The sequence below is a fragment of the Saliphagus infecundisoli genome, from assembly GCF_020177375.1.
In the GTDB taxonomy this organism is placed as follows: domain Archaea; phylum Halobacteriota; class Halobacteria; order Halobacteriales; family Natrialbaceae; genus Saliphagus; species Saliphagus infecundisoli.
This window is the reverse complement of the sequence record NZ_JAIWHV010000011.1, coordinates 40,023-52,127: the sequence shown is the minus strand read 5'-3', so window position 1 is coordinate 52,127 and position 12,105 is coordinate 40,023. Positions and strand designations below refer to the sequence as shown.

Annotated in this window: 14 protein-coding genes and 1 tRNA gene; 7 read left to right on the top strand and 8 right to left on the bottom strand. The window is 69.2% G+C overall.

The window, feature by feature from the left end; genetic code table 11:
- Positions 1 to 38: 38 nt before the first annotated feature.
- The 4 genes from LCF40_RS13635 to LCF40_RS13620 form a co-directional block, all read right to left on the bottom strand.
- Positions 39 to 1,160, bottom strand: a complete 1,122-nt coding sequence (locus tag LCF40_RS13635; RefSeq protein ID WP_224828846.1) for a DUF63 family protein — start codon at positions 1,158 to 1,160, stop codon at positions 39 to 41.
- 72 nt (positions 1,161 to 1,232) lie between these two features.
- Positions 1,233 to 2,042 carry an inositol monophosphatase family protein gene (locus LCF40_RS13630; RefSeq protein ID WP_114577540.1) on the bottom strand — a complete coding sequence of 270 codons (810 nt, stop codon included), beginning with the start codon at positions 2,040 to 2,042 and terminating at the stop codon, positions 1,233 to 1,235.
- A gap of 165 nt (positions 2,043 to 2,207) precedes the next feature.
- Positions 2,208 to 2,290: transfer RNA gene (locus LCF40_RS13625), tRNA-Leu, on the bottom strand.
- Between the two features lie 67 nt (positions 2,291 to 2,357).
- Positions 2,358 to 2,852, bottom strand: coding sequence for a DUF309 domain-containing protein (locus LCF40_RS13620; RefSeq protein ID WP_114577541.1), 495 nt, complete (start codon positions 2,850 to 2,852; stop codon positions 2,358 to 2,360).
- Positions 2,853 to 2,959: 107 nt separating this feature from the next.
- On the opposite strand from LCF40_RS13620, the gene LCF40_RS13615 reads away from it, so the two are divergent.
- From LCF40_RS13615 to LCF40_RS13595, 5 genes are all read left to right on the top strand, one after another.
- Positions 2,960 to 3,775, top strand: coding sequence for a M14 family metallopeptidase (locus tag LCF40_RS13615; RefSeq protein ID WP_224828845.1), 816 nt, complete (start codon positions 2,960 to 2,962; stop codon positions 3,773 to 3,775).
- 56 nt (positions 3,776 to 3,831) lie between these two features.
- Positions 3,832 to 3,963, top strand: coding sequence for a transporter (locus tag LCF40_RS13610; protein WP_224828844.1), 132 nt, complete (start codon positions 3,832 to 3,834; stop codon positions 3,961 to 3,963).
- A gap of 71 nt (positions 3,964 to 4,034) precedes the next feature.
- Positions 4,035 to 5,051 (top strand): tyrosine--tRNA ligase, encoded by a 1,017-nt coding sequence (locus LCF40_RS13605; protein WP_224828843.1) that lies wholly within the window; start codon positions 4,035 to 4,037, stop codon positions 5,049 to 5,051.
- Positions 5,052 to 5,606 (top strand): DUF6663 family protein, encoded by a 555-nt coding sequence (locus LCF40_RS13600; protein ID WP_114577545.1) that lies wholly within the window; start codon positions 5,052 to 5,054, stop codon positions 5,604 to 5,606. It begins immediately after the preceding gene.
- Between the two features lie 25 nt (positions 5,607 to 5,631).
- Positions 5,632 to 6,570, top strand: coding sequence for a biotin--[acetyl-CoA-carboxylase] ligase (locus LCF40_RS13595; RefSeq protein WP_224828842.1), 939 nt, complete (start codon positions 5,632 to 5,634; stop codon positions 6,568 to 6,570).
- On the opposite strand, the gene LCF40_RS13590 is transcribed toward LCF40_RS13595, so the two are convergent.
- From LCF40_RS13590 to LCF40_RS13575, 4 genes are all read right to left on the bottom strand, one after another.
- On the bottom strand, positions 6,571 to 7,050 hold the full coding sequence (locus tag LCF40_RS13590) for a universal stress protein (RefSeq protein ID WP_114577547.1): 480 nt from the start codon (positions 7,048 to 7,050) through the stop codon (positions 6,571 to 6,573).
- 79 nt (positions 7,051 to 7,129) lie between these two features.
- The gene (locus tag LCF40_RS13585) at positions 7,130 to 8,152 is read right to left on the bottom strand and encodes an amidohydrolase family protein (RefSeq protein ID WP_224828841.1); all 1,023 of its coding nucleotides are present in this window, start codon (positions 8,150 to 8,152) and stop codon (positions 7,130 to 7,132) included.
- 46 nt (positions 8,153 to 8,198) lie between these two features.
- Complete coding sequence (locus LCF40_RS13580) at positions 8,199 to 9,425, bottom strand: HD domain-containing protein (RefSeq protein WP_224828840.1); 1,227 nt, start codon at positions 9,423 to 9,425, stop codon at positions 8,199 to 8,201.
- A gap of 22 nt (positions 9,426 to 9,447) precedes the next feature.
- Positions 9,448 to 9,609 carry a hypothetical protein gene (locus LCF40_RS13575; RefSeq protein ID WP_224828839.1) on the bottom strand — a complete coding sequence of 54 codons (162 nt, stop codon included), beginning with the start codon at positions 9,607 to 9,609 and terminating at the stop codon, positions 9,448 to 9,450.
- A 181-nt stretch (positions 9,610 to 9,790) separates the two neighbouring features.
- Here LCF40_RS13575 and LCF40_RS13570 point away from each other — a divergent pair, with 181 nt between their 5' ends.
- Both LCF40_RS13570 and LCF40_RS13565 read left to right on the top strand, forming a co-directional pair.
- Positions 9,791 to 10,951, top strand: a complete 1,161-nt coding sequence (locus tag LCF40_RS13570) for a glycosyltransferase family 2 protein (protein ID WP_263623705.1) — start codon at positions 9,791 to 9,793, stop codon at positions 10,949 to 10,951.
- Positions 10,944 to 12,077: a glycosyltransferase family 4 protein gene (locus LCF40_RS13565; RefSeq protein ID WP_224828837.1), complete on the top strand. Its 1,134-nt coding sequence runs from the start codon at positions 10,944 to 10,946 to the stop codon at positions 12,075 to 12,077. The genes LCF40_RS13570 and LCF40_RS13565 overlap by 8 nt, the downstream gene beginning before the upstream one ends.
- Positions 12,078 to 12,105 lie beyond the last annotated feature (28 nt).

Here is a 12,105-nt window from a genome sequence, read left to right as displayed (position 1 = left end):
GACCTCCTTGCCGGCCGAGGCGGATTAACCCCCGCGGTCTACACGCCGAAGGTCGCCCGGAGCATGTCCCGGGTGCCGGGGCCGAGGCCGACGGCGACGACGGTCACCATCAGGAGGTAGGCGAGACGCGGACTCTCCTCGAAGAACCGGGCGTCGAACACCCGGACGATGAGGACGGCCGCGGCGATCTTGACGAGCAGGAACGGCCAGGCCTGGCCGGTGACGGCGACGACGTCGGCGGGGAGCAGCCGGCCGGTGTAGTCGACGATCGCCGCGTTGATCGGGTGTTTCGGGACGAGGTTCGCGGGCAGGCCGAGCGCGGTCGCCCAGTCGAGGCCGACGACGTTCGCGACGCCGTCGACCGCGTGGGCCCAGATGACGACGATCCCCATGTAGCGGGTCCCGAAGTTGGTCTCGGGCGCGTAGGTCTCTATGGACCACCACGTGATCGCGGTGACGGCGCTCGCCCCGACGAGGACGACCAGCGGGATCAGCGGGTGGAACGTCGAGTAGGGTTCGGTCGCCGCGACGTAGCTCAGGTAGGCGATCGTCCCGACCAGGAGCGTCGTCCCGATCCCCGCAAGCGGGTACTCGTAGCCCTCGACGTACCCCTTCCGGTCGGCGATGACTGCGATCGCCGCCGCCGCGAGCGCGACGAAAAAGACCGTGAAGTAGATCAGCGGGCTGATCAAGAATCCGGAGTAGGGCATCGGGATCGCCAGCTCCCCCGTTCGGGCGAACGCCGTCGCGTTCGCGTCCTCGACGACCCGGAGTGCCCCCCCGAACAGCATGAACGGGAAGAGGGCGAAAAAGCCCGCCCGGTAGCGATCGACGTCGTAGCGCCTGATCAGAAAGAGGATACCGACGAGCAGGAGCAACAGCGTCGGTACGTAACCCGCGTACGAGACGACGGTGTACCCCGGAGAGGCCGTCGGCCCGGTCGTCTCGGGGCCACACTCAACTGCCGCGCCGCCGTTCCAGGCGACACACGACCAGCTGTGGGCGTCGGCGACGACCGGACCCCAGTAGTACTGCCAGACGAAATCGACGTAGACCCGCTGGGGGAAGGCGACGATCCCGACGACCAGGGCCGTCGCCGCCGCGATGACGACCGCGACCCAGAGACGCACCGGGCCGACGCGATCGACGAACTCGTTCATGCCCGATACCCCGTCGTACGACCGTTTTATGGTTCCGATCCTGTGGCGCTGGCGGCGGATCGCGAGTCGGTCCTACCGCACCTCGTCGGTCGCGCGAGCCGCCGCGAGCGCCTCTCCGTGGATCCCCTCGGCGCCATTGGTCGCGACGAGCCCCCTGCTGTCGTGGCGCCAGGGCTCGCCCGCGAGATCCGTGACCCGTCCCCCCGCTTCCCGGATCATGTGGACGCCGGCGACGGTGTCCCAGGGGTGGGCGTAGACGTTCGAGATCGTTCCCTCCAGCGCCCCCGAGGCGACCATCGCGAGCGTCGCCTGCCCGCAGCCAAAGCGGCGCATGTCGTCGAAGCGCTCGACGATCTCCCGGCAGGCAACGGCGTACTCCTCGCGACGATCCCGTTCCCACCAGAACGTCGGCGACAGCGTGGCGAGTTCGGGATCGTCGACGGCCGAGACGGACATCGCCTCGCCGTTTCGGGTGGCACCCTCCGGACCCGACAGATATCGGTCTTCGAGCGCGGGAAAGACCGAGGCGCCCGCGATCGGTTCGCCGTCGCGGACGACGCCGATCGCGGTCCCGAAGACGGGGATCCCCCGGACGTAGTTGTTCGTGCCGTCGATGGGATCGACGATCCAGGCGGGGCCCGACTCGGGGACCTCCTTCGGGGTGCCCTCCTCCTCGCCGACGACCGTCTCCCCCGGATACTCGGCCTCGATCGCCTCGACGACGGCGGTCTGGGCGTCCCGGTCTGCCTGGGTGACCGCGTCGGTCTTCCCGTCCTTGTAGTCGATCGCGAGTTCGGCCCGGTAGGACTCGAGGGCGATCTCGCTCCCGATCTCGGCCGCCCGGCGGGCGACCTCGATCCGTGGTTCGCGCGTGTCGCTCATGTCGGCGACAAATGGGACCAACCGTCAAAGCCCTGTGGTTGTCTCGGCAGGCGTGGGCTGTCGATACGGTCGGTAGCCGTCGCTTTCCGGGTTCGATCAGTAGTTTGCGAGGGCAAGAGGTGCGCTCTCTTGCCGCATCGCGGCGCGTCGGCGCGCCTCGTGCGATGCGAGGGGAGGGAATCGAACCCACGAACTCCTACGAGAGCGGATCTTGAGTCCGCCGCCGTTGGCCGCTTGGCTACCCTCGCACGCGGCCGTCCGTTGGGTCGAATCACGGTTAAGTGCCCCGGTTTCCACTCTCTCGCGATTCGATCTCTACTCGAGACCCGCCGCGTACTCGTAGTCGGCCTCCCGGGCGGCCGGATGGTCGCCGTCGAGTTCGATCCGCCAGCCCTCGAGGGTCGCCGGCTCGGCCAGCGCCTCCGAGAGCGTGGCCCGGACGTCGGTTACGTCCACACCGTAGTAGTCGTCGGGTACGCCCTGGAGGTACTGGAGGGCGGTCTCGAACAGCGAGCGCATCCCGGTATCGTCGCCGAAGTCGAAGTGCTTGTAGGCGCCCGCGGCGACCTGGACCATCCCGTGGAGGAAGGCACTTTCCGTGGTGCCCCGGCCGTAGTTGTACCACTCGGCCTCGAAGCAGTCGTGGGACTCGTGGAACGCGCCGTCGTTGTAGAGGGCGACGCCGCGGACGACCGAAAGCCGGAGCGTGCCGTGTTCCCACCCGTTTGACGGGCCCCTGCCGGCGTCCCAGCCGGCGGGATTACCCGATGTCGGCGGCCCGACGGACTCCTCGCGGGTGTGGTCGTTCACGGACGGACCTTCGGACTCCACCTACGTAACCGGCACGCCGGGAACCGAGGGTGACGGGAAGTCGCCGAATCGAACCGCCTTTCAACCGGCTCGACCTACGTCCGGCGATGAAAGTCGCCAAACTCGGGTCGGGCCACCCCGAGATCGCGGTCGTCGCCGGGGTTCACGGCGACGAGCCCTGTGGCGTCCGGGCGATCGAACGCCTGCTCGACGACGACCCCGACGTCAGCCGGCCGGTGAAGCTGATCGTCGCCAACGAGGAGGCCCTCGAACGACGGGTCCGCTTTCTTGACGAGGACCTGAACCGGGCCTTTCCCGGCGACCCCGACGCCGACACCCACGAGGGTCGCCTCGCCGCGGAACTCGCGGCCGAACTCGAGAACTGTCTGACGTTCTCGATGCACTCGACCCAGAGCCACGCCGAGCCGTTCGCCATCGTCAACGGGCTGGGCGACCGTGCGAGGGAGATCTGCCCCCGGCTTCCGATCACCGCGATCGTGGATTCGGGCCCGTTCGCCGCGGGTCGGCTCTTTACCGCCGTCGAGACGATCGAGGTCGAGTGTGGTCTCCAGGGAAGCGAGACCGCGGCGGAGAACGCGGACCGACTGACCCGGGCGTTCCTGACCGCCGTCGGCGCCCTGCCGGGGGACACCGTCCGGCGGGACGTTCCGGTCTTCCGGCTCGTCGATCGGCTCTCGAAGGGGCACGCGGAGAACTACGAGGTCTTCGTCGAGAACTTCACCCGGGTCGACGCCGGCGAGGCGTTCGCGGCCGCCGACGGCGAGGCCCGAACCGCCGAGGAGCCGTTCTACCCGGTGCTGGTCTCTCCGTACGGCTACAGCGACGTCTTCGGCTACGCCGCCCGGAGGGTCGAGGTCGATCTCGCGGAGGGGACGGCGGAGTCGGCGACGGTTCGTGACTGACCGCCGGCTGGCGATGCTTGCAACAGGATTACCCCTCCGGGCGCCAACCATCGATCATGGTACGCATCTCGACCGTCGTGTTGCTGGCCGGCGTCCTATTCCTGTTCCTCCCGGAGCCGATCACATCGCTCCTCGGGGCCGCCGTCATCCTGACGGGGCTCGTCCTGCGGGTGCTTACGGACGCGTGACCGCGCCGGTGCGACCGGCGTGGTAACGCGATTCGCAAACGCCTAAATCCTTCCCCCGGCACCGTACCTACATGACCACCGACACGGCCGGCTCCGAGGGTTCCTCGGGAGCCGACCCCGCCGAGTTGATCACGAGAAACGTCGCCGAGGCCGTCACGAGTGAGGAGGTCGAGGCGCTCGCGGCCGACCCCGCGGGCAAGCGCGCCTACGTCGGCTACGAGCCCTCCGGCGTGCTCCACGTCGGCCACCTGCTGACCGCGAACAAGCTCATCGACCTCCAGCGGGCGGGAATGGAAGTCGTCGTCCTGCTCGCGGACGTCCACGCCTACCTCAACGGCAAGGGAAGCTTCGAGGAGATCCGCGAGACCGCAGAACGGATGAAAGCACAGTTTCTGGCCTATGGCCTCGACGAGGAAAACACCGAGTTCGTCTACGGCTCGTCCTACCAACTCGAGGAGGACTACGGCCTCGACCTCCATGCCCTCGAGCTCGAGACCTCGCTGAATCGCGCCCAGCGCGCGATGGCCGAGCTCCAGGGCGGCGAAACCCCGAGAGTGAGCCACGTCGTCTACCCGCTGATGCAAGCCCTGGACATCGAGTACCTCGACCTCGACCTCGCGGTCGGCGGCATCGACCAGCGCAAGGTTCACATGCTCGCCCGCGAGACGCTGCCCGAACTGGGCTACGAGGCCCGGCCCTGTCTGCACACCCCGATCGTCGCCGACCTCACCACGGGGGAGGGAAAGATGTCCTCGAGCGCGGGGGTGACGATCTCGATGGCCGACTCGACCGAGGAGTTAGCGGAGAAGGTCAACTCGGCCTTTTGCCCGCCGACGCGCGACCCGGAGGGCGACCTCGAGAACCCGGTCCTCGAACTGTTCGAGTACCACGTCTTCCCCCGGTTCGCGGAAGTCGTCGTGGAGCGCCCCGAGGAGTACGGTGGCGACCTCGAGTACGGGAGCTACGAGGACCTCGCGGCTGATTTGGAAAGCGGCGAACTCCATCCCGCCGACGCGAAGGGCGCGCTCGCGGCCTCCCTCGACGAACTGATCGAACCCGGCCGGGCGAAGCTCCGGGAGCTCGAGTAGATGGCGGCGACCGAAGGCCGGTTTCGCGTTCTCCCGGGCCGCGACGACGACGAGTGGCTGCTCTTAGACGTCGAGTCGGCGGACCCGACGTACGTCCCCCGAGAGAGCGCGCCCGACCTCGCGTCGGGTAATCGGATCGAGGCGACGCTGGACTGGTCGGGCGACGAGCCCGCGATCGCCGACTGGACGGTCCTCACCGACACTCGGTTTCGCTTTCTCCGCACACGCGAGCCGATCTTCGAGGCCGCCGAGACCTGCTTCGAGGCCGCCCGCTCGGCGGGCGACGCGATGAACGCCAGAGTGACCCAGGACACCGACGGTCGGGCCAACGGCGTCGTCTACACCTTCGCCGACCAGTCCGGCCAGCGCGATCTCTTTGCCGAGTTCCGCGACGGCGAGAAACCCATCGAGCCGCTCGTCGCGCGGGCAGCCGAGGACGAGGAGCCGCCGTTTTCGGTCTGGGTCATCGATCCCGAGGAGCCGTTCGTCGTCGTCTTCATCGTCCTCGACCCCGAGGGCCTCCTAGCGGAGACGATGGCGGAGACGTACCTCTGAAGTGGGCCCCCCTCGTTCCCCCGCCATGAACGACACGCGACGGGCGATCCTCGACGCGCTCGCTGCGGGACCGGTCTCGGGACCGGAACTCTCCGAGCGCCTGGCGGTCTCCCGGGCGGCGATCTGGAAGCACGTCGAGGCCCTCCGGGAGGCAGGGTTCGAGGTCGAGAGCGGGTCGGAGGGGTACGTCCTCGAGTCGGTCCCCGAGTACAACGGACCGGCCCTCGAGTACGGCCTCGACGCCCCGTTCGCGGTGGAGTACCACGATTCGCTCCCGAGCACGAACGCCCGCGCCCGCGAGCTCGCGGCGGAAGGGGCGACCGACGCGGTCGTCGTCGCGGACGAACAGACCGGCGGCCGGGGGCGCCTCGACCGGGGGTGGTCCTCGCCGCCGGGCGGGATCTGGCTCTCCATGCTCTCGCGGCCCTCGATCGCACCCGCGCGGGCCCCCCTCTACACGCTCGCGGGCGCGGTCGCGACCGCACGAGCCGTCCGCTCTGCGGGCGTCGATGCCCGGATCAAGTGGCCCAACGACGTAGTCCTCACGGGAGACGAGTCGACCGACTACCGCAAGCTCGCGGGCGTACTCACGGAGATGGAAGGCGAGGCCGACCGGATCGGGTGGCTGATCGTCGGCGTCGGACTCAACGCGAACGTCGATTCCGGCGAACTGTCCGAGGGAGCGACGACGCTTCGGGAACTGGTCGGCGACGTCGATCGACGGGCCGTCGTCCACGAACTCCTCTCGGAGTTCGACGCGCTCCGGGGGGATCTCGAGGGCGTCGTCCCCGCGTGGCGCGAACTGACGGCGACGATCGGGAGGTGCGTCCGGGTCGACGCGCCGGGGGGCGCGGTCGTCGGCCGGGCGGTCGACGTCACCGACTCCGGAGGGTTGGTGATCGAGACGGGCGAACGGAGAGAGACGGTCGCGGCGGGCGACTGCGAGCACCTCCGGCCCGTCTGATCACTCGACGGCGGCCTCGACGCCCGCGGCGGCTTCCTCGTAGCTCTCGTCGCCGACGCGGACGGTGAGGACGGGCACGGGCGACGACCGAACCACGCGTTCGGCGACGCTGCCGAGCAGGAGCCGGTCGATTCCGCCCCGGCCGTGGGTTCCCATTACGACGAGATCGCAGCGATCGGGGGCCGCCTGCTCGACGATCACCCGACTCGGCGATCCCTCGACGACGCTGGTCTCGGCTTCGACCCCGCGCGCTTCGGCCATCTCCTCGACGCGATCGACCGCGGACTGGCCCTCCTCCCGGAGGGCGTCGCTGATCCCGTCCCAGGCGGTCTCCATCGGGAGCCCGCCGTAGCTCGCCGCGTTGACGACGTAGATCGCTTTGACCGTCGCTCCGTGGGTCGCGGCGAGCTCGAGGGCGTACTCGACGGCGCGCTCGCCCTCCCTCGAGCCGTCCGTTGGAACCAGGATCCGATCGTACATGCGCTATCGTGTGACATACGACCGGAACCGTAATAATTGTATCGTGTGTTCGCATGGTCCCGCCGGCCACGCCCGCCGGTCACGCCGGGGGCGCGTGGACCGCCCGGACGTCGTCGACGCCCGCACGCCTGACGATCGCCCGGATCGGGTCTCGAGCGCCCGCGAGGTTGTCCGAGTCGCCGTCGACGACCATCACGATGGCCCGTTCGCCCGCCTCGATCGGGCCGTAGTCGAGTCCGGCGATCTCGGCCCCGTTGACGGTCGCCATCCGGAGGATCTCGCGGGCGGGGAGTTCCGAACACTTCGCCGTGAACTCCATCTCCCGGAACATCGAGGGGGAGTTGAGCATCACGTTGTCGGTCCCGAGCGCGAGGGTCGTTCTGGAAGCGAGTTCCTCGAAGGGCGCGAGCCCGACGCCGGTGACGAGGTTCGAGCGCGGACAGCAGACGACCGGAACCGACTCGCGCTCGATCCGTTCGAGATGTTCGTGCTCGGGGTGGACGACGTGGACCAGATAGGCGGGATCGAGGTCGAGCGCGGGCGTCAGGTCGCTGGGATCGCCCTCGCCAGCGTGGATCGCAAACGGTTTGTCGGCCTCGCGGGCCGCGGCCCGCTCGCGGTCGAAGTCGGCGTCGTTGGCGCCGCTGGCGCCGAATCCGTCGCCTGCCTCCATCGCCTCGATCGACTCCCGGGCGTAGGCGATGGCCTCGATGTCGATCCCCTCAGCCGCCTCCCGGAGGACCGATACCCCTTCGACGCCGCCCTCCCGGAAATCCATGAACGCAGCCGTCCCGCCCTCGCGCATGAATCGCAGCGACCGGCGGATCGAGGCGACCAGTTCCTCGCGAGAGGCCGCCCGCAGAAGGCGGTGTTTGAGCCCGTCGGGCGGGGCGACGAGTTCTTCCAGGGTGAGGCCGCCGCCGGCTTCCTTCGCGATCGAGTCCCCGACGTGGGTGTGGGCGTTGACGAACGCGGGCGAGACGATGTCGGTCGATTCCACCGACTCCTCCTCGAGCTGCTCGATCCGGCCGTTTTCGATCACGAGCCGGCCCTCGATCGCCTCGAGGTCGCGGCCCCGGAGGATCGTTCCGGAGAGTTCCATGCCGGGCGTTTCACGTCCGCCCCCTTGACTGGCTCGCCTTCGGGCCCTACTCGGCGAACTGATCCAGGGTCGCGTACAGCCCGTCGCGGGTCTCGCTCACCAGTGGCCCGTCGATCTCCAAGCCCAGAGTCCGGACCGCGGCGTGGCCGACGCGCTCGCGGACCTCGGGGGGCGAGTAGACCCCGAGGCGCCACTGGGAGTACTGGGCCGCCCGGAGCGCGTCCACGAGGGCGGACTGGCGCCCGAGCCGGCGGATCTCGCCGTTGACCACGACGCGGGACGTCGATTCGGTCATCGAGGGCCGGTCGGGAACGTCGACGATCACCTCGTCGGGGGAGACGCCGGCCTCCCCGGCGATCTCTCCTTCGAACTCCCGGATCGAGTCGTGATCGGCCTCGATGATCCCGCCGGGAACGTCGTCGATCTCGGCCCAGACGGCCCGCTTGTAGAGCTCGCGGTGGTCGAGCCGGCGCGCGAACGTCTCGGTCTCGTCGGTGCGGCGAAGCGAGACGATCAGGTCGTGGTCGTCCATCCGGGCGACCCGCTCGGCCTCGACCGCCCCCGAGTCGATCAGCCCCTCGACCGCACACCGGAGCATGGCCTTCGCGATCCGGGCGGCGCTGTGGTTGTACACCGTCGGGTTCATCAGCGCGCGGGCGACCAGCAGGCTCTCGGCAGTCTGGACGTTGCCCTCGCCGAGGACGAGCTCGCCATCGACGAAGGTCAGTTCGCGGACGAGCCGGCCGTGGTCGATCGTGCCGTAGGGGACGCCGGTGTGATGGGCGTCCCGGACGAGGTAGTCCATCCGATCCACGTCGAGCTCCCCCGAGACGAGCTGGCCGAACCGCCCCTTGCCGGCGACGAGGCCGGCGACTGCCGCGGGATCGAGGCCGTGGTTCTCCAGGATCGCCGCGACCTCCCCCGAGGCGAGCAGGTCGCCGACGTCGTCGTGGTAGCGGCCGGTCTCGCGGTGGACGATCCCCTCGACGTTGTGGCTGAAGGGGCCGTGGCCGACGTCGTGGAGCAGGGCCGCGGCCTCGACGCGGGTCGCTTGCCGTCCGTCGATTCCGAGCTGCTCCAAGGCCTCGCAGGCGAGGTGGTAGACTCCCAGACTGTGCTCGAAGCGGGTGTGGTTCGCGGAGGGATAGACCAGCGACACCGTCCCCAACTGGGCGATCCCACGCAGGCGCTGGACCGTCGGGGTATCGAGCAGTTCGCGGGCGATCCCCTCGACGGCGATGTGGTCGTGGACGCTGTCCTTGATGACCTTCATTGCCGGGCGGTTGGGCCCGTTGCTACAAAAACCGTCGTCCGACTCGAGGGGGATCGACGACCGGCGACCGCTCCCGGCCGCTCGTCGCGCGGCCGTGGCGCCGGTCGTCGTCGCCGGCGGGCGAGCCGACCGCGGGCGTCCAGCGAGCGGCGCCGCGGCGGACGGCGACGTCGCGGGTGGCCAAAAGCGCAGTTCTCTTAAGAGTGGGCGGGCTGGTCGGGAGTAATGAAGGTTCCGTGGCGATCGGTCGGCTCCGAGGGGGCCGACCGTGGGGAGGGCGGTCGCGCCCGCCGTCGGCCACGCGGGATCGCCGCGAGAACGGGAGAGGAGACGTGGACGGAACCGAGTCGTCGCGCTCAACGCCGATGATCGAGACCGTCCTGATCGCGGTCCTCGGGGCCTCCTCGCTGCTGGCCGCCCACTCCTACGTCCTCTACCCGCTCGCTCTCTACGGATTCGTCGCCGCCGGCCGGGGATCGAACCCGGACCGAACCGGCGACCTCCCCACCGTTTCGCTCGTCGTCGCGGCCTACAACGAGGAGGAGGTGATCGCCGAGAAAATAGAGAACAGCCTGGAGCTCGACTACCCCGAGGACCGACTCGAGATCGTCGTCTTCTCGGACGCCTCGACCGACCGAACCGACGAGATCGTTCGCTCCTATGAGGACAGCGGGGTCTCCCTCCTGCGGATCGAGGGACGGGTCGGAAAAACCGAGTGCCAGAACCGCGCGGTCACCGCGACCGACGGCGAGGTGATCGTCTTCTCGGACGCCAACAGCATGTACGAACCCGACGCGATCCGGCACCTCGTCGCCGGCTTCGGCGAGGGCGTCGGCTGTGTCGCCGGCGAACTCCAGTACCGGGACGAAAGCGAGGTCGAAGGGGAGTCGATGTACTGGCGCTACGAGTCGTGGATCAAGGGCCTGGAGTCGGCGTTTCATTCGACGGTGACGGGCAACGGCTCGATCTACGCCGTCCGCCGGTCGGCGTACGTCCCCCTCCCCGCCGAGGCGATCAGCGACTTCGCCGAACCCTTGGCGATCGTGGGCGAAGGCGGGCGGATCGCGTACGAACCCGACGCGGTCGCCTGGGAGGACACCGGAACCTCGGTCGGGGAGGAACTCGGCCGACGAAGCCGGATCGTCACCCGGTCCTGGCACACCGTCGCGAGCTACGCCCACCTCTTGAACCCCCTCTCGTACCCGACGTTCGCGTTCCAGCTCTGGTCGCACAAGGTGCTGCGGTGGCTCACGCCGGTCTTTCTCGGTGCCATCCTCGTCTCGACGCTCGGGCTCGTCGCCGTCTCGCCGTCCCCGCTTTCCGTCGCCGTCCTCGGCGCCCAACTCGTCTGCTACGGGCTCGCGGCGGCCGGCGCCGCCCTCGACCGGGCGGGACGGGAGACCCCGACGGTCGTCCACGTCCCCTACTACTTCCTGGTCGCCAATTACGGGATGGCAAGGGGTCTCGCGAACTTCCTGCACGGGCGAAACATCGTGACCTGGGAGACGGTGAGCCGCGATGACTGAGATCGTCCACCTCACGTCGGTCCACCAGCCGTTCGATCCACGGATCTTCCACAAGCAACTCCGGAGCATCGCGGGAGCAGGCTACGAGGCGACGCTGATCGCCCACCACGAACGGTCGCTCGTCCGCGACGGGATCACCGTGCTCTCGGTCGGCGACCCCGACACCCGCGAGGAGCGCTGGCGGAACCTAGGCCGACTCTACCGGGCCGCCAGGGACCGCGAGGCCGCTCTCTATCACTGCCATGACCCCGAACTGCTCCCGATCGCCGTCGCCCTTTCGATGACGACGGACGCCGCGGTCGTCTACGACGTCCACGAGGACTACGCCGACGCGATCCGCGTCCGCGAGTGGATCCCACCATCCCTGAAGTCGCCCCTCGCCGAGACGTTCCCGGTGGTCCAGTCGCTGCTGACCGACCGCCTCGACCTCGTCGTCACCGCCGACGACGCCACCCGCGATCGGATCGCTGCCCGGAGTTCCTCGCCCGTGGTTTCGGTCAGGAACTTCCCGCGTGTCGGGGACAGCGAGATCGGCGCCCCGCCGGCCTCCAGGGAGGCCGAGTACGTCCTGACCTACGTCGGCGGTCTCGACCGCGAGCGTGGCCTGCTCGCGATGCTTCGAACCCTCGCGGACCTCCGGGAGCGGGGGATCGACGCCGAACTCTGGTTGCTCGGCCCGTTCCAGGACGACGCGATCGAGGCCCGTGCCCGAACGCTGATGGCCGACCGCGGGATCGAGACCCACGTCCGGCTCTTCGGCTACGTCGATTACGACCGGATCTTCTCCTACCTCGCCGCAGCCGACGTCGGCCTCCTGCTGGCCGACGAGGACCGGTTCGCCCGGAACGTGCCGACGAAGTTCTTCGAGTACCTCTACTGTCGGCTCCCGGTCGCTATGACCGACGTCCCCTCGCTCCGACCGTACCGGAGCGACGAGTACGCGACGGTCGTTCCCGAGGACGAAGAGCCGGCCGACGCCATCGCCGACCTGCTGGCCGACCCCGACCGACGGGCGGAGATGGGCGAGTCCGGTCGCCGAAAGGTCATTGCGGAGTACAGCTGGGAGGCCGAAAAAGAACGGCTGCTCGCCGCCTACCGGCGGATCCTCCGGGACACCGATGGGTAGACGTTTCGCTCATCGAGGACCACGCCGA